Genomic DNA, 17,483 nt, shown 5'->3' with positions numbered 1-17,483 from the left:
GGCACCGTGGCGAGGGCACGCGCGCGTGCAGGGTGTCACGACGACAGCACGCGCGCGTGCAGGGCGGTGACGGTCCGGCGGGCGGAGGTGAACGCGCCGTGCTGCCAGGCGCTGGTGTGGCTGAGCCAGTCGCCGGCGAAGTGGACGCGTCCGGCGGGCTCGGTCAGCGGCTTGTAGCGCGGGTGGTCCGGGCCGCCCGGGGTGTCGTGCCAGGCCGCCTCCAGGTGGGGCGTCTGACGCCAGTGGTGGGAGAAGGAGGAGGCCAGTTCCGTGCGGTACTTGGGCCCGTAGATCCTCTCCCCGACGGCGACCGCCCGGCGTTCGCGCTCCTCGGGGGTGAGCCGGGCGTAGGCGTCCGCGTCGGCGCCGTAGTTGTAGTAGCCGACGATGACGCCCCGCTCGCCGTGGAAGCCGTGCGACGGGTGCCAGATGTGGGTGACGTCCTGGTCGGTCTCGGTGATGCCGCCGTAGATGTGGTGGTCCAGCTCCCACCAGCGGGACCGGTACTCGAGGCCGATCTTGCCCGCGGAGGCGGGCGTGATGGCCTCCAGCGCGCGCTGCACCCCGGGGCCCAGGTTGTGCGGGATCCTGGCGAGGATGTTGGGTGGCAGGGCGGCGACGCAGTGGTCGGCGTCGATCGTCTTCGTACGGCCGCCCTGGGTGTAGGTGACGGTGACGCCCCGTCCGGTGTCGGTGATGCCCGAGACGACCGCCCCGGTCCGCACCCGCCGGTCGCCGACGGCCCTGGTGAGCGCCTGCGGTATGCGGTCCATGCCACCGACCGGCTGGAACATCGGCATGGCCTGGTCGAAGCCGAACTCGAAGGAGAAGTACCGTCCGACACCGCTGGCGAGGACCTCGGAGACGGTGGGGACGTCACCGAGCAGCACACCGGGCGTTCCGGCCGCGGCGGGCACGACGGAGTACCCGCGGCGCTCGCCGCCCTCGTACGTCAGCTTCTCTCCGAGTTCCCCCCAGTCCTTGAGGAACTCCACGAGCCGTTCCCGGTCGTCGGCCGTCAGCTCTTGGTCCAGGGCGCCCTTGTCGGCTGCCTTGGCGAGCAACTCGGAGACGTAGCCGTACACATCGGCCTTCGCGGTGCGGTACCGCACGGGTTCCGTCATCCCGGCCGACGCGTTGAAGAGGTAGGCGTCGGCGTTGGTGTTGGCGAACACCTCGACGGGGACGCCCAGTTCCCGGCAGTAGTCGAGGGTGACCATCCACTGCGGGATGCGGGCGGGCCCGGCGTTCAGGTACTGGCCGTCGGCGAAGCGGGCCCTCTGCCGGTTGCCGTACAGGTCGACCGTGCCGTCCCCGCCGCGCACGGTGAGGTTGCGGCCGCCGGTGCGGTCCCCGGCTTCCAGGACCGTGCAGTCGTAGCCGGCCTTGCCGAGTTCGTACGCGGCGGTCAGCCCGGCGACGCCGCCGCCCACGACGACCACCTTGGCGGCGGCCCGTCCGGTGAGCGTGAAGTCGCTCGCTCTGGGGGCACGGAAGGGCCGTTCCCGCTGGGCGGCCTGGGCGGTGGGGGCGAGACCGAGGGCCCCCATGGTGGCGAACAGGGCGCCGGCGCCGCCGGTCAGCCCGACATCGCGCAGGAAGGACCGGCGGCTCGTACCAAAGATCTGCCGTGTCCCGAAGGTCTGCCGCGCCCCGGAGGTCTGCTGGGTCTGGGCCATGTATCGGCTCCCCTTTCCGATCATGAAATGACCGGGGAAGCCTCCCAGGGGGCCGTTACGGATCGACGCCCTCCGGCGTATCGCACTTGTTTCCGAACGCGTGCGCCGCACGAGGACACCTGCCGAGGGCCTCTGCGCGCCGGGCGGGCCCTCCCGGACGCGTCCATGCCGAAGGCCCGCACCCGGGAGGGGTGCGGGCCTTCGGGCCAAGAGCTATCGCTCGGTCACGAGCAGCTGCTCAGCGTGGGCTCAGCTCTGGCCGCCGGCCAGCTTCTCGCGCAGCGCGGCCAGCGCCTCGTCCGACGCCAGCGCACCGGAGGTGTCGCCGCCCTCGGAGGAGTACGAACCGCCGGACGCGGCCGGAGCGGCGGCCTCGCCACCCTCGGCAGCGGCCTGGGCGTCCGCCTCGCGGGACTTGATGACCTGCGCCTGGTGCTGCTCGAAGCGGGCCTGCGCCTCGGCGTACTGGCGCTCCCACTCCTCGCGCTGCTTCTCGTAGCCCGGCAGCCAGTCGTTGGTCTCCGGGTCGAAGCCCTCGGGGTAGATGTAGTTGCCCTGGTCGTCGTAGGACGCGGCCATGCCGTACAGGGTCGGGTCGAACTCGACCGCCGTCGGGTCGGCACCGAAGGACTCGTTGGCCTGCTTCAGCGAGAGGCTGATGCGGCGGCGCTCGAGGTCGATGTCGATGACCTTGACGAAGATCTCGTCGTTGACCTGGACGACCTGCTCCGGGATCTCCACGTGGCGCTCGGCCAGCTCGGAGATGTGGACCAGACCCTCGATGCCCTCGTCCACGCGGACGAACGCACCGAACGGAACCAGCTTCGTGACCTTGCCGGGCACGACCTGGCCGATCTGGTGGGTGCGGGCGAACTGCTGCCACGGGTCTTCCTGCGTCGCCTTCAGCGACAGGGAGACACGCTCGCGGTCCATGTCCACGTCGAGAACCTCGACGGTGACCTCCTGGCCGACCTCGACGACCTCGGACGGGTGGTCGATGTGCTTCCAGGACAGCTCGGAGACGTGGACCAGACCGTCGACGCCACCCAGGTCCACGAAGGCACCGAAGTTGACGATCGAGGAGACGACGCCGGAACGGACCTGACCCTTCTGGAGGGTCGTGAGGAAGGTCTGGCGGACCTCGGACTGGGTCTGCTCCAGCCAGGCACGGCGGGACAGGACCACGTTGTTGCGGTTCTTGTCCAGCTCGATGATCTTCGCCTCGAGCTCCTTGCCCACGTAGGGCTGGAGGTCGCGGACACGGCGCATCTCGACCAGGGAGGCCGGGAGGAAGCCGCGGAGGCCGATGTCGAGGATGAGACCACCCTTGACGACCTCGATGACGGTACCGGTGACGATGCCGTCCTCTTCCTTGATCTTCTCGATGGTGCCCCAGGCACGCTCGTACTGGGCGCGCTTCTTCGAGAGGATCAGACGGCCTTCCTTGTCCTCCTTCTGGAGAACCAGGGCCTCGATCTCGTCGCCGACGGCGACAACCTCGTTCGGGTCGACGTCGTGCTTGATCGAGAGCTCGCGACTGGGGATGACACCCTCAGTCTTGTAGCCGATGTCGAGCAGGACCTCGTCCCGGTCGACCTTCACGATGACGCCGTCGACGATGTCGCCGTCGTTGAAGTACTTGATCGTCTCGTCGATCGCGGCGAGGAACGCTTCCTCGTTACCGATGTCGTTGACCGCAACCTGGGGGGTGGTGGCGGTGGTCTCGGTGCTGCTCGTCATGTGGTAAAGGGCTCCGGTACGGACATTGAAGTCGTAGGTACTGCTCACGCTGGAGCCCGTTTCGCTCTGCAGAAGCCGGACAGCCAAGGAAGCGCCAATCCGGACACCGGGTACCCGGCGGCGCCTCGACAACCGAGGGGACATACAACAGATGCGAGCGCAGCCTGCTCCGTCTGAGGCGCGCAGGCCCGCAGCGCAACTTGTAGCATACGGGGGCGGCCGGGCAGGGTCAATGCGCGAAGCCGCGCACTCGGGGCGGATCGCCGCATTCCCGGCAGAAAACGTGTCTCGCGGGGCTGCCCGGAGTGCGTGATGTCCGCTTCGCGGCCCCCCGGGACCCCTGGACGGGAGCGAGGCCGCAGATTAGTACGAAGGAGCCGATCATCCAAGAACCCCATGCGTCCGAACCGGAGGCCACCCGCCGCGACGCCGGTGTCGCGGAGAGCGCCCGCGCCAACCGGGGCTGGTGGGACCGCAACGCGGACGAGTACCAGGTCGAGCACGGCACCTTCCTCGGCGACGACCGCTTCGTCTGGGGTCCCGAGGGCCTGGACGAGGTGGAGGCCGAGCTGCTCGGCCCGCCCGAGGAGCTGAAGGGCAGGGACGTCCTGGAGCTCGGCGCCGGCGCCGCCCAGTGCTCGCGCTGGCTGGCCGGCCAGGGCGCCCGCCCCGTCGCCCTGGACATCTCGCACCGGCAGCTCCAGCACGCGCTGCGCATCGGCGGAACGTTCCCTCTGGTGTGTGCCGACGCGGCCGCGCTGCCCTTCGCGGACGGTTCCTTCGACCTGGCCTGCTCGGCGTACGGCGCGCTGCCCTTCGTCGCCGATCCGCGGCTGGTCCTGCGGGAGGTGCACCGGGTGCTGCGCCCGGGCGGGCGTCTCGTCTTCTCCGTGACCCACCCCGTCCGCTGGGCCTTCCCGGACGAGCCGGGGCCCGAGGGCCTGTCCGTCTCCGCCTCCTACTTCGACCGCACGCCCTACGTCGAGCAGGACGAGGACGGCCGCGCGGTGTACGTCGAGCACCACAGGACCCTCGGCGACCGGGTCCGGGACGTCGTGACGTCCGGCTTCCGCCTGGTGGACCTGGTCGAGCCGGAGTGGCCGGCCTGGAACACCTCCGAGTGGGGCGGCTGGTCGCCGCTGCGGGGCGCCCTGATCCCGGGAACGGCGATCTTCGTGTGCGAGCGGGACTGAGCACCCGCCGAGCCGACGGGACCGGTCCCCCTCTTGAGACGGGACCGGTCCCGTCTTGATCCGTACGCGCGCGCCCGCGCGCTGTGGTCGCCCTGCCGGGCGAGGCGCCGCTCGTCTTGATGCGTACGCGCGCGCCCGCGCGCGTGACCCCCGCGGACGCGGGGACGACGGCGGTGGCGGATCCGTACGCGCGTGCCCGCGCGCGTGAGGGCGGTTCCTCGTAGCCGGAGTGGACGTCGGGCGCCCCGTACGCGTGCCCGCGCGCGTGAGGGCGGTTCCGTGCGTGCCCGCGCGCGTGAAGGTGGTTGCGCGCGGCGTACGACACTAGGGGCGTGATCCGTTACGACGCCCTGGACGCCCTGCCCGTACGCGAGGCCCTGCCCGCCCTGCACGACGCCCTGGACGGGCACGGCACCGCGGTCCTCGTCGCGCCGCCCGGCACCGGCAAGACGACGCTGGTGCCGCTCGCGCTGGCGGGGCTGCTGGGCGAGGGGCCCGCGCGGCGCGTGGTCGTGGCCGAGCCGCGGCGGATCGCGGCGCGGGCGGCGGCCCGGCGGATGGCGTGGCTGCTGGGCGAGAAGGCCGGCGGGACGGTGGGGTACACCGTGCGCGGGGAGCGGGCCGTGGGGCGGCACACGCGCGTGGAGGTCGTCACGACCGGTGTGCTGCTGCAGCGGCTCCAGCGCGACCAGGAGCTGGCCGGGGTGGACGTGGTGGTGCTCGACGAGTGCCACGAGCGGCATCTGGACGCGGACACGGCGGCGGCCTTCCTGTGGGACGTACGGCAGGCGCTGCGGCCGGAGCTGCGGCTGGTGGCGGCGTCGGCGACGACCGACGCGGAGGGCTGGGCGCGGCTGCTGGGCGGGGCGCCGGTGGTGGAGGCGCGGGGGGCCTCGTATCCGGTGGACGTGGTGTGGGCGCCGCCGGTGCGGCCGGTGCGGCCGCCGCACGGGATGCGGGTGGACCCCGTGCTGCTGGCGCACGTGGCGTCGGTGGTGCGGCGGGCGCTGGCCGAGCGCGCGGGGGACGTGCTGTGTTTCCTGCCGGGCGTGGGGGAGATCGCGCGGGTCGCCGGGCAGCTCGGTGATCTCGCGGGCTTCGGGGACGTCGAGGTGCTCCAGGTGCACGGGCGGGCTCCGGCGGCCGTGCAGGACGCGGTGCTGGCGCCGGGGGAACGGCGCCGGGTGGTGCTGGCGACCTCGGTGGCCGAGTCGTCGCTGACGGTTCCCGGGGTGCGGGTGGTCGTCGACTCGGGGCTGGCGCGGGAGCCGCGGGTGGATCACGCGCGCGGGCTGAGCGCTCTGACGACCGTGCGGGCGTCGCGGGCCTCGGGACGGCAGCGGGCGGGGCGGGCCGGGCGTGAGGCGCCGGGGGTGGTGTACCGCTGCTGGTCCGAGGCCGAGGACGCCCGTCTGCCGCGTTTCCCCTCCCCCGAGATCCAGGTGGCCGACCTGACGGCGTTCGCGCTGCAGGCGGCGTGCTGGGGCGATCCGGACGCCTCCGGGCTGGCGCTGCTGGACCCGCCGCCGGCCGGGGCGATGGCGGCGGCGCGGTCGGTGCTGACGGCCGTCGGGGCGGTCGACTCCGCGGGGCGCGCCACCGGGCGCGGGACGCGGCTGGCGCGGCTGGGGGTGCATCCCCGGCTGGGGCGGGCACTGCTGGACGCGGGAGCCTCCCACGGGGCGGCCGAGGTGGTGGCGCTGCTCGGCGAGGAGGCGCCGCGGGAGTACGGGGACGATCTCGCCGCCGCGCTCCGGGCGGCACGGCACGCGGGTGACGCCTACGGGGCGCGGTGGCGTGCGGAGGTGCGGCGGTTGCGGGCCGTCGCGGCGGAGGTGCCCGCCGCGGAGGAGACGACGGGTGGCTCCCGGGGCACTACTGCGACGGAGGCGACCGGCGGGTCCCGAGGCACCACTGCGGCGGAGGCGACCGGCGGGTCCCGAGGCACCACTGCGGCGGAGGGGGCCGGTGACATCCGGGCGGCCCTCGCGGTGGAGGGAGGGGGCTCCCCGAGTGAGCCGGCCGCGCCGGGTGAGGGGCGGCTCGCCGGGATCGTGACCGCGCTGGCCTTCCCCGAGCGGGTGGCGCGGAAGGACGGCAGCTCGTACCTCATGGCCTCGGGCACCCGGGTGGAGCTCGGGGAGGGGTCGGCGCTGCGGGGGGCGCCCTGGCTCGCGGTCGCCGTGGCCGACCGGCCGCCGGGCCGGGGGCACGCGCGCGTGCGGCTGGCCGCCGAGGTGGACGAGGAGACCGCCCGGCTGGCCGCCGCGCCCCTGTACGCCGAGGAGGAAGAGGTGCGCTGGGCCGACGGTGACGTCGTGGCCCGGCGGGTGGAGCGGCTCGGGGCCGTCGAGCTGGCGGTGCGACCGCCGGCCGACGCCGGCCCCGGTCGCGTACGGGACGCCCTGCTGGAGGGGCTGCGGCGGGAAGGGTTCGGGCTGCTGCGCTGGTCCGAGGAGGCGCGGGTGCTGCGGCAGCGGCTCGCCTTCCTGCGGCTGCACCTGGGGGAGCCCTGGCCGGACGTCTCCGACGACGCGCTGCACGCGCGCGTGGACGAGTGGCTGGAGCCGGAGCTGGGGCGGGCCCGGCGCCGGGCGGATCTGGAGCGGATCGACGCCGGCCGGGCGCTGGCCCGGCTGCTGCCCTGGGCGACCGGCGAGGCCGCGCGGCTGGACGAGCTGGCGCCGGAGCGGATCACCGTGCCGAGCGGGTCCAGGGTCCGGATCGACTACGCCGACCCCGGGCGGCCGGTGCTCGCGGTGAAGCTGCAGGAGATGTTCGGGCTCCAGCGGACCCCGGAGATCGCCGGGGTGCCGCTGCTCGTGCATCTCCTCTCCCCCGCCGGCCGCCCGGCCGCGGTCACCGCCGACCTGGCCTCCTTCTGGCGGGACGGCTACCGGGGGGTCCGGGCGGAGCTGCGCGGCCGGTACCCGAAGCACCCGTGGCCCGAGGACCCGGCCACCGCCGAGCCGACCCGGTACACCAACGCCCGGCTCCGGCGGTGACCTCCGTGCCGTACGGGGACCCACACTCCCGTGCCGTACGGGGGACCCACACGCGGGGGACCCACACTCCCGTGCCGTACGGGGGACCCACACGCGGGGGACCCACACGCGGGGCCCCCGTACGCGGGGTCCTACGCGGTGGGACTCGCCGACGGGCCGGGGTTCGATGACGCGTCGGGGCTCGATGACGCGTCGGGGCTCGCCGATGAGCCGGGCGAGGACGTCTCCTGCGCCCGGACCGTCAGCGTCACGTCGAGCGTCGCGCCGCCCGCGGTGGTGAGGCGCAGCGTGAACGTGCCGGCGGCGTCGTCCGCGTACAGCCGGGGCAGCGTCAGCAGGCCCCGGGCGTCGGTCCGCAGGCCGGTGAGGGTGCGGACGGCCTTGCCGTCGGCGTCCTTGAAGTAGGGGCCCCGGTCGGCGGCGGCCGGGTTCTGCGCCGACTCGATCAGCGTCGCGGTGACGGCGACCCCGTCGGCGGCGGCGCCCTTGTACGTGGCCTTCACCTGGACCTGGTCGGCGAACGTGCCGCCCGGGGCACAGACGAGGGCGGTGTCGCCGGTGCGGGTGAGGGCGTCGGCGACGCGCTCGGTGACGGCGGCCTCGTAGTCGAGGCCGGGGACGGTGCGGCCGACGACGGTGGCGCGGACGGTGAAGGAGCCGGTCTTCTCGCCCGCCCGCAGGGCGGGGGCGACGGCCACGCCGGAGCTGCCGGTGACGACCGTGGCGACGCGCTCGCCGCCGGCGAAGGCGGCGTCGGTGTCGCCGATGATCCGGTACCGGACGCGCACCTTGCCGACGGCCTCGCCGGCCGCGGTCTCGGCCCGGGTGCGGATCCGCTCGGCGAACACGTCGCCGGCCGTGGCGGTGAGCCGCTCGGTGCCGGCGTCCTCCAGGTGGTGCACCGTGTCGGTGGGCGTGGGGACCGGGGCCGGCGAGTCCGTGGGGGGCGGGGTGGTGCCCGGGGACCCGGGGGCGGGTTCGGCCGGTTTGCCGGGGCCCGGCGTGGACGTGCCCGGTGCCGTCGGCTTCCGGGTCTCCTCGGGCGCCGTCGGCGTGCGGGTGTCCTGGGGCGACGGCTCGGGCCGGGTGGTCCGGCCGGTGCCGCCGTCGCTGCGGCCGACGGGCAGGGTGCCGGTGCCGTCGGGGATCTCGTGGGTGCCCTTGCGGTAGTACTCCATCCACCTGAGGACCGTGTTGAGGTAGTCCCGCGAGTTGTTGTAGCTGAGGATGGCGCGGTCGAGGTCGGCCTGCGTGGACAGGTCCCAGCCGTTGCGGCACAGGTAGTGGCCGGCGGCGAGTGCCGCGTCGTAGATGTTGTTGGGGTCCTTCACCCCGTCACCGTTGCCGTCGCGTCCGGCCCATGCCCAGGTGGACGGGATGAACTGCATGGGGCCGACGGCCTGGTCGTAGCTGCTGTTGCCGTCGTACGCGCCGTTGTCGGTGTCCTTGATGAGCGCGAAGCCGTTGCCGTCGAGCTGCGGTCCGAGGATGCGGCCGAGGGTGGTGCCCTCGGCGTCGACGCGTCCGCCGCGGGCCTGGCCCGACTCCACCTTGCCGATGGCGGCGAGGAGCTGCCAGGGCAGGTTGCAGCCCGGCTTGGACGCGCGCAGCGACGCCGCGGCCTTCTTGTAGGCGTCAAGGACGGTGGCGGGGATGCCCGCCTCGGCCGGTCCCTGGGAGACGGGGGTGCCGATGACCGTCGACGGGCTCGGGCGCGGGGTGTTGAGCGGCGGCAGGTCCGTGTAGTACGGCGAGTTGCCGGTGGCGCTGTCGTCGGCGGCGTCCGTCTCCGGTGAGGGCGTCGCGTCGGCGGCGGTCTGTCTGCCGTGGTCGTCGACCGTCACACCCGGAGCCTGGGACGCGGACAGGGCCGCGACCGCGGCCGCGGCCACGGCGGTGGTCGCCGCTCCCTTGCGCAGCCTGCTGCCGAAATGCGCCGCCATAGAGTGAACCCCTCCCGTGGACGCCCGGGCGCCCGTCTGTGTCCGCTGTGCTCGCCCTGTTGTGACCATCGGCGCGCGCCCGGGGTTGCCCCCGGAGCGGTCCCGGGTGCCGGGTGCGTCTTGTTCGCGTGTTCGACCGGTACGGTGACGCAGGCGACCCTACGACAACTTGCTGTGCAGAGGCACCCGTTGGTGCCCGATTTTCACCGGTTGGCCACGTGGGGCGCGCCGCCCGGCCGACGACCGACGCGAGGAGCCCCGTTGCCGTTCACCCTCAGTCATGCGGCAGCGGTCCTGCCCGCCGTGCGCACCGACGGAACCGGGCGGGGAGCGCTGGTGCCCGCCGTGCTCGTGACGGGGTCCTTCTCGCCCGACCTGACCTATTACGCGGCGAGTGTGGTGCCCGGGGCGATGGAGTTCGGTGATGTCACGCACTCCGTCCCGGGCGTGTTCACGGTCGATGTGCTCATCGCCTGGGCTCTGGTGGGGCTGTGGCTGCTGGTGCGGGAACCGCTGGTGGCGCTGTTGCCGCGGGCCTGGCAGGGGCCGGTGGCCGCGCTGCTGCGGTGCGGGACGGCACGCGCGCGCGTGCGGCCCTCGCTGGTCGCGTGGTGGTACGTGTCGGCGGTGCTCGGCGCTCTGACGCACATCGTGTGGGACGCGTTCACGCACCACGACCGGTGGGGGACGCGGGTGTTCCCGGTCCTGGCCCGGGAGGTCGCGGGCTCGCCCCTGTACTGGTATGTGCAGTACGGCGGTTCCGCGGTGGCGGCGGTCGTGATCGCCGTGTTCCTGGCGCGGGCGCTGCGGCGGACACCCCGGGCCGAGCCGCTGGGGGTGGCGGTGCTGTCGGCGCGGGACCGGTGGGGAGCCGCCGTGGTGATCGGCGGCTGCGCGGTGGCCGCGGCGGTGCACCGGGCGACGCGGTGGTGGGACTACTGGGGGGCGGTCGCCAAGCCGTGGGAGCTGATCCCGACGGTGTGCTTCGGGGCGGGCGCGGGGCTCGTCCCCGGGCTGCTGCTGTACGCCGTGGTGGTCAGGGTGCGACGTCCGGTCCGGGGCCCGGGCCCAGGCCCGGGTCTGAGCCTGGGCGTGCGGGGCGGCGCCGGTACGGAGCCGGACCGTTCGCCCGTGCGCTGACCGGGTCGGCCGTGGCGACGAACACGGTGAAGGCGGGGGTGGGGCGGGGCTGCGGCAGCAGGGTGAGGGCGAGCGCCAGGTAGCCGCGGGCCAGCTCTGTCCACAGGCGCCAGGCGGGTGTCTCGCCGGTGCCCGCGGCGGCCGGGGCCCGGTGGGCGAGTCCGCGGCGCAGGCCGGCCGCGGCCCGGCGCAGGGCCGTCGCGAGGGTCTCGGGGATGCGGGCGGTGCTTGCGTCCGGCGCGAAGACCGGGACCGGCGGGAGTGAGACGCAGGCGGGCCCCTCGGCGCCGGCCCGCGGTGGTGCGGTCCGATGGTGGAGCGTGCGTATACCCATGCCCGCATCCTCGCGGGCGTCGGGGACGGGGGCTTTCCCGCGGGGGCCGGCCGAGTGACGGCGCCGCGGGGGCGGGGGCTTTCCCCCGGGCAGCGGCTTTTCCCCCGGGTGGGGGCTTCCCCGGGGCGGCTTCCTCCGGGGCGGCTTCCTCCGGGGCAGCTTCCTCCGGGGCGGCTTCCTCCGGGGCGGCTTCCTCAGAGGGACAGCTTTCCTGAGGAGCTTTCCCAGAGGGCGGCTTCCTTCGCGAGGGGGCGGCTTTCCTCGGGGATTTCCCGAGAGGGTCCCGGGCCCGGGGCCCCCGGGGCAGTCGCCCTCGGAGGGTCCCGGGAAGCCCGGGAGGCCCGGGGGCCCGGGGGGCCGGGGGCCCGGGGGCCCGGGAAGCCCGGAAGGCCCGGAGGTCCCGGGAGTCCCAGGGCAGCCGCCTTCGGATGCTGCCCCGCGCGAGGCCGTCGCCGGCGGTCAGTGCGCCGCCGACTCCCAGTCCGGGCCCACGCCCACCGACACGCCCAGCGGTACGCGGAGGTCGACCGCGGCCGCCATCTCGCGGCGGACGATCTCCTCCGCCGTCTCCCGCTCGCCGGGGGCGATCTCCAGGACGATTTCGTCGTGGACCTGCAGAAGCATGCGGGACTTCAGGCCGGCCTCGCGCAGCGCCCGGTCCACGTGCAGCATGGCGATCTTGACGATGTCCGCCGCCGTGCCCTGGATCGGGGCGTTCAGCGCCATCCGCTCGGCCATCTCGCGGCGCTGGCGGTTGTCGCTGTTCAGGTCGGGCAGGTAGCGGCGGCGGCCGAAGAGGGTCTCGGTGTAGCCCGTCGCCCTGGCCTCGTCCACGACCCGGCGCAGATAGTCCCGTACGCCGCCGAAGCGCTCGAAGTAGGCGTCCATCAGGCCGCGGGCCTCGGCCGCCTCGATGTTCAGCTGCTGGGAGAGGCCGAACGCGGACAGGCCGTAGGCCAGGCCGTACGACATCGCCTTGATCTTGCGGCGCATCTCCGCGTCCACCGCCGACGGGTCGACGGAGAACACCTGCGCGGCGGCGGTGGTGTGCAGGTCCTCGCCGGAGGTGAACGCCTCGATCAGGCCCGCGTCCTCGGACAGGTGGGCCATCACGCGCAGCTCGATCTGGCTGTAGTCCGCCGTCATCAGGGACTCGAAGCCCTCGCCGACCACGAAGCCGCGGCGGATGGCCCGGCCCTCGTCGGTGCGGACGGGGATGTTCTGCAGGTTCGGGTCCGTGGACGACAGCCGGCCGGTCGCGGCGACCGTCTGGTTGAACGTGGTGTGGATGCGGCCGTCGGCGGCGATCGTCTTGATCAGGCCCTCGACGGTGACGCGCAGCTTCGCCTGCTCACGGTGGCGGAGCATGATCACCGGCAGTTCGTTCTCGGTCTGCGTCGCCAGCCAGGCCAGGGCGTCGGCGTCGGTGGTGTAGCCGGTCTTCGTCTTCTTCGTCTTGGGCAGGTTCAGCTCGCCGAAGAGGACTTCCTGGAGTTGCTTGGGCGAGCCCAGGTTGAACTCGTGCCCGGCCGCGGCGTGCGCCTCCTTCACCGCCTGCTGCACGGCGCCCGCGAACATCTGCTCCATGGCCTGCAGGTGGGTCCGGTCGGCCGCGATGCCGTGCCGCTCCATCCGGGCCAGCAGCGCGGACGTCGGCAGCTCCATGTCCCGCAGCAGGTCCGCGGCGCCGACCTCCTCCAGGCGGCTCTCGAACGCCTCGCCCAGGTCGAGGACGGCGCGGGCCTGGATCATCAGCGCCTCGGCCTGGGCACCCTCGTCGGCGCCGAACGCCAGCTGGCCGTCGGCCGCGGCGGCGGGGGCCAGCTCCCGGTGCAGGTACTCCAGGGACAGCGCGTCCAGGTCGAAGGAGCGGCGGCCCGGCTTGACCAGGTAGGCCGCCAGCGCGGTGTCCATCCGCACGCCGTCGACGCTCCAGCCGTGCTCGGCGAAGACCCGCATCGCCCGCTTGGCGTCGTGGAAGACCTTGGGCCGGCCGGCGTCGGCCAGCCAGCCGGCGAACGCCGTCTCGTCGCCCTCGTCCAGCTGGGAGGGGTCGAACCAGGCGGCGGCCCCGCCGGGCGCGGCCAGCGCGACCTCGGCGACCGAGCCGGCGCCCAGCGCCCAGGTGTCGACGGTGGCGACGCCGAGCGCCTGCGTGGCGTGCTCGGCGAGCCAGCCGGCCAGCTCCCCGGTGCCGAGGACCGTGCCGTCCAGCTCCACGCCGTCCGTCACGACCGGCGTGGACTCCGCTTCCTCGGCGCCCGGGTCGACGGCGAAGAGCCGCTCCCGCAGCGACGGGTTGCGGATCTCCAGGGTGTCCAGGATCATCGCCACGGCCTTGCGGTCGTAGGGGGCCCGCGCCAGCTCCGTGACCGGCTTGCCCAGCTCCACCCGCCGCTCCAGCTCGGTGAGGCGGCGGTTGAGCTTGACCGACTCCAGGTGGTCGCGCAGATTCTGCCCGGCCTTGCCCTTGACCTCGTCGACGCGCTCGACCAGTTCCGCGAACGACCCGAACTGGTTGATCCACTTCGCGGCCGTCTTCTCCCCGACGCCCGGGATGCCCGGCAGGTTGTCGGACGGATCGCCGCGCAGCGCCGCGAAGTCCGGGTACTGGGCGGGCGTCAGCCCGTACTTCTCGACGACCTTCTCCGGGGTGAACCGGGTCAGCTCCGAGACGCCCTTGGTCGGATACAGCACCGTGGTGTGCTCGCTGACCAGCTGGAAGGAGTCCCGGTCACCGGTGACGATCAGCACCTCGAAGCCCTCGGCCTCGGCCTGCGTGGCGAGCGTGGCGATGATGTCGTCGGCCTCGTACCCCTCCACCGCGAAGCGGGAGACGTGCATCGCGTCGAGCAGCTCGCCGATCAGCTCGACCTGGCCCTTGAACTCGTCCGGGGTCTTGGAGCGGTTCGCCTTGTACTCGGCGAACTCCGCCGACCGCCAGGTCTTGCGGGACACGTCGAACGCGACCGCGAAGTGCGTGGGCGCCTCGTCGCGCAACGTGTTGGCCAGCATCGACGCGAAGCCGTAGATCGCGTTGGTCGGCTGGCCGGCCGCGGTCGTGAAGTTCTCCGCGGGCAGCGCGAAGAACGCGCGGTAGGCCAGCGAGTGCCCGTCCATGAGCATCAGCCGCGGACGGCCGCCGGAGGTGGTGTCGGTCTTCTTCGATGCTGTCTCTGCCACGCCCCCGATCCTGCCACGCCGCACCGACAGCCGGCGCCGCCCGCCGCGACGCACCGGACCGTGCCCCGTTTCCCGCCTCCCGCACGCCCGGCCCTCGGCACTGTCACCGGCGCGTGCGAGGATCGGAGACGTACCTCACACGCGGACGTGAAGGAGAGCGCGCGATGGCCACGAAGCCGCCCACGAGTGATCCGGTCCAGGACGCGCCGCAGGTCGCCGAGCCGAAGCACGCCGCGGCGGGGCTGCCGGCCATCGGCCACACCCTCCGCGTCGCCCAGCGGCAGATGGGCGTCAAGCGCACCGCGCTGACCCTGCTGAGCGTCAACCAGAAGGACGGCTTCGACTGCCCCGGCTGCGCCTGGCCGGAACCGGAACACCGGCACACGGCGGAGTTCTGCGAGAACGGCGCCAAGGCGGTGGCCGAGGAGGCCACCCTGCGCCGCGTCACCCCCGAGTTCTTCGCCGCGCACTCCGTCACCGACCTCGCCGGCCGCAGCGGCTACTGGCTCGGCCAGCAGGGCCGCCTCACCCACCCCATGTACCTGCCCGAGGGCGCCGACCACTACGAGCCGGTCACCTGGGAGCGTGCCTTCGACATCGTCGCCGAGGAGATCGCCGCCCTCTCCTCCCCCGACGAGGCCGTCTTCTACACCTCCGGGCGCACCAGCAACGAGGCCGCCTTCCTCTACCAGCTCTTCGCGCGCGAGCTCGGCACCAACAACCTGCCGGACTGCTCGAACATGTGCCACGAGTCGTCCGGCTCGGCCCTGTCGGAGACGATCGGCGTCGGCAAGGGCAGCGTCCTGCTGGAGGACCTGTACCGAGCCGACCTGATCATCGTCGCCGGGCAGAACCCGGGCACCAACCACCCGCGCATGCTCTCCGCCCTGGAGAAGGCCAAGGCGAACGGCGCGCGGATCATCAGCGTCAACCCGCTGCCGGAGGCGGGCCTGGAGCGCTTCAAGAACCCGCAGACCCCCAAGGGGCTGGCCACCGGCGCCGCGCTCACCGACCTGTTCCTGCAGATCCGCCTCGGCGGCGACCAGGCCCTCTTCCGCCTCCTCAACAAGCTGATCGTCGAGACCGACGGCGCGGTCGACGAGACCTTCGTCCGCGAGCACACCCACGGCTACGAGGAGTTCGCCCGGGCGGCCCGCGCCGCCGACTGGGACGAGACGCTCACGGCGACCGGCCTCACCCGCGCGCAGATCGAAGAAGCCTTCCGCATGGTGCTCGCCTCGCAGCGGACCATCGTGTGCTGGGCGATGGGCCTCACCCAGCACAAGCACTCCGTCCCCACCATCCGCGAGGTCGTCAACTTCCTCCTGCTGCGCGGCAACATCGGCCGCCCGGGCGCGGGCGTGTGCCCGGTGCGCGGCCACTCCAACGTGCAGGGCGACCGCACGATGGGCATCTTCGAGCGGCCCTCGGCCGACTTTCTGGACGCCCTGGAGAGGGAGTTCGGCTTCGCCCCGCCGCGCGAGCACGGCTACGACGTCGTCCGGGCCATCCGCGCGCTGCGCGACGGCGAGGCGAAGGTGTTCTTCGCCATGGGCGGCAACTTCGTCGCGGCCTCCCCCGACACCGAGGTCACCGAGGCGGCCATGCGGCGCGCCCGGCTGACCGTGCACGTGTCGACGAAGCTGAACCGCTCGCACGCCGTCACGGGCGCGCGTGCGCTCATCCTGCCCACCCTCGGCCGCACCGAACGCGACCTCCAGGCGAGCGGCGAGCAGTTCGTGACCGTGGAGGACTCCATGGGCATGGTGCACGCCTCCCGCGGCCGGCTCGACCCGGCGAGCGGGCACCTGCTGTCCGAACCGGCCATCGTGTGCCGCCTGGCCCGCCGGGTGCTCGGCGCGGACAGCACGGTGCCGTGGGAGGAGTTCGAGAAGGACTACGCGACGATCCGCGACCGCATCGCACGCGTGATCCCCGGATTCGAGGACTTCAACGCGCGCGTGGCCCGCCCCGGCGGCTTCGCGCTCCCGCACGCCCCGCGCGACGAGCGCCGCTTCCCCACCGCCACCGGCAAGGCCAACTTCACCGCCGCGCCGGTGGAGTACCCCGACCTGCCCGAGGGGCGGCTGCTGCTGCAGACACTGCGCTCCCACGACCAGTACAACACCACGATCTACGGCCTGGACGACCGCTACCGCGGCATCAGGAACGGCCGCCGGGTCGTCCTGGTCAACCCCGAGGACGCCCGGAAGCTGGGCGTCCGGGACGGCTCCTACGTCGACCTGGTCAGCGAGTGGAAGGACGGGACGGAGCGGCGGGCGCCCGGCTTCCGCGTCGTCCACTACCCGACCGCCCGGGGCTGCGCCGCCGCGTACTACCCGGAGACCAACGTCCTGGTGCCGCTGGACGCCACCGCGGACACCAGCAACACCCCGGCCAGCAAGTCCGTCGTCGTCCGTCTGGAACAATCGGCGACCGACTGAGCGTTTGCTCAGCCGACGCGCAGCCGTAGCGATCTGGACGAACGACGAACGGAGCCGGGCCCATGGGCGAGCAGCAGCACGTGAAGTTCCCGCAGGAGGTCATCGACGAGTACGCCGCGCTCGGTGTCGACCTGCCCGCCCTGTTCTCCGCCGGGCACCTGGGCACGCGCATGGGCGTCCAGATCCTCGAGGCGTCCGCCGAGCGGGTCGTGGGCACCATGCCGGTGGAGGGCAACACCCAGCCCTACGGGCTGCTGCACGGCGGGGCCTCCGCGGTACTGGCCGAGACGCTCGGCTCGGTCGGCTCCATGCTGCACGGCGGCAGCACCAAGATCGCCGTCGGGGTCGACCTCAACTGCACCCACCACCGCGGGGTCCGCTCCGGCCTGGTCACCGGCGTGGCCACACCCGTCCACCGGGGCCGCACGACGGCGACGTACGACATCGTGATCAGCGACGAGGAAGGGCGCCGCGTGTGCAGCGCCCGGCTGACCTGCCTGCTGCGGGACGCCGGCCCCGGAGACGCCGCCCGCGCGGGCACCACGGGCTGAACACCTCCCGGCACACTCCACGGCGCCGGACGGCAGGGCCACCACCCCCTGCCGTCCGGCGCCGTGGCATCAGGGCACGGGACGGGGAGCTACCCCTGACCGGGCGCGGCCTCCTGGGCGGGAGCGGCCTCCGTGGCAGGAGCAGCCCCCCCTGGGCGGGAGCGGCGGCATGCGGGACTGGCCGACGGCTCCGGCTTCGCGGTGACGGGCGGCCCCCGCGCGCCCCCCCGTCCGCCCCCACCCCCCCCCCCGCCCCCCCCGACCCCCCGCC

10 protein-coding genes are annotated in these 17,483 nt (G+C 73.7%); 5 read left to right on the top strand and 5 right to left on the bottom strand.

Translation table 11 applies throughout. The features are described 5' to 3' along the window. Nucleotides 1-35: 35 nt before the first annotated feature. Complete coding sequence (locus tag ABZ340_RS09525) at nucleotides 36-1,679, bottom strand: FAD-dependent oxidoreductase (protein ID WP_358781175.1); 1,644 nt, start codon at nucleotides 1,677-1,679, stop codon at nucleotides 36-38. Nucleotides 1,680-1,928: 249 nt separating this feature from the next. Then, on the bottom strand, nucleotides 1,929-3,419 hold the full coding sequence (rpsA, locus tag ABZ340_RS09520; protein ID WP_164396170.1) for a 30S ribosomal protein S1: 1,491 nt from the start codon (nucleotides 3,417-3,419) through the stop codon (nucleotides 1,929-1,931). A gap of 362 nt (nucleotides 3,420-3,781) precedes the next feature. Between rpsA and ABZ340_RS09515 the strand changes: the two genes are divergently transcribed. Further along, entirely contained in the window at nucleotides 3,782-4,612 is an 831-nt protein-coding gene (locus ABZ340_RS09515; RefSeq protein WP_358781294.1) for a class I SAM-dependent methyltransferase, read from the top strand. 332 nt (nucleotides 4,613-4,944) lie between these two features. Further along, nucleotides 4,945-7,617: an ATP-dependent helicase C-terminal domain-containing protein gene (locus ABZ340_RS09510; RefSeq protein WP_358781174.1), complete on the top strand. Its 2,673-nt coding sequence runs from the start codon at nucleotides 4,945-4,947 to the stop codon at nucleotides 7,615-7,617. 131 nt (nucleotides 7,618-7,748) lie between these two features. Here the strand turns inward: ABZ340_RS09510 and ABZ340_RS09505 are convergent, their stop codons facing one another. Continuing rightward, the gene (locus ABZ340_RS09505; protein WP_358781173.1) at nucleotides 7,749-9,560 is read right to left on the bottom strand and encodes a lytic transglycosylase domain-containing protein; all 1,812 of its coding nucleotides are present in this window, start codon (nucleotides 9,558-9,560) and stop codon (nucleotides 7,749-7,751) included. Between the two features lie 261 nt (nucleotides 9,561-9,821). Here ABZ340_RS09505 and ABZ340_RS09500 point away from each other — a divergent pair, with 261 nt between their 5' ends. Then, a complete protein-coding gene (locus ABZ340_RS09500; protein WP_358781172.1) occupies nucleotides 9,822-10,700 on the top strand; it encodes a DUF4184 family protein in 879 nt (292 codons plus the stop codon). Here the strand turns inward: ABZ340_RS09500 and ABZ340_RS09495 are convergent. Next, nucleotides 10,597-11,034, bottom strand: a complete 438-nt coding sequence (locus ABZ340_RS09495) for a hypothetical protein (protein ID WP_358781171.1) — start codon at nucleotides 11,032-11,034, stop codon at nucleotides 10,597-10,599. The two genes, ABZ340_RS09500 and ABZ340_RS09495, sit on opposite strands and share 104 nt — an antisense overlap. A gap of 459 nt (nucleotides 11,035-11,493) precedes the next feature. Then, entirely contained in the window at nucleotides 11,494-14,217 is a 2,724-nt protein-coding gene (gene polA / locus ABZ340_RS09490; protein WP_358781170.1) for a DNA polymerase I, read from the bottom strand. A gap of 164 nt (nucleotides 14,218-14,381) precedes the next feature. Here polA and ABZ340_RS09485 point away from each other — a divergent pair, with 164 nt between their 5' ends. Beyond that, a complete protein-coding gene (locus ABZ340_RS09485) occupies nucleotides 14,382-16,661 on the top strand; it encodes an FdhF/YdeP family oxidoreductase (protein ID WP_358781169.1) in 2,280 nt (759 codons plus the stop codon). A gap of 62 nt (nucleotides 16,662-16,723) precedes the next feature. After that, a complete protein-coding gene (locus ABZ340_RS09480) occupies nucleotides 16,724-17,212 on the top strand; it encodes a hotdog fold thioesterase (protein WP_358781168.1) in 489 nt (162 codons plus the stop codon). Nucleotides 17,213-17,483 lie beyond the last annotated feature (271 nt).

This window comes from Streptomyces sp. NPDC006134, from assembly GCF_040628835.1.
Classification (GTDB): domain Bacteria; phylum Actinomycetota; class Actinomycetes; order Streptomycetales; family Streptomycetaceae; genus Streptomyces.
This window is presented reverse-complemented; position numbering and strand designations above follow the sequence as displayed.

Coding starts and splice junctions, on each gene's coding strand:
- ABZ340_RS09525 (WP_358781175.1), bottom strand. CDS start 1,679: ATGGCCCAGACCCAGCAGACCTCCGGGGCGCGGCAGACCTTCGGGACA.
- rpsA (WP_164396170.1), bottom strand. CDS start 3,419: ATGACGAGCAGCACCGAGACCACCGCCACCACCCCCCAGGTTGCGGTC.
- ABZ340_RS09505 (WP_358781173.1), bottom strand. CDS start 9,560: ATGGCGGCGCATTTCGGCAGCAGGCTGCGCAAGGGAGCGGCGACCACC.
- ABZ340_RS09485 (WP_358781169.1), top strand. CDS start 14,382: ATGGCCACGAAGCCGCCCACGAGTGATCCGGTCCAGGACGCGCCGCAG.
- ABZ340_RS09480 (WP_358781168.1), top strand. CDS start 16,724: ATGGGCGAGCAGCAGCACGTGAAGTTCCCGCAGGAGGTCATCGACGAG.
- ABZ340_RS09495 (WP_358781171.1), bottom strand. CDS start 11,034: ATGGGTATACGCACGCTCCACCATCGGACCGCACCACCGCGGGCCGGC.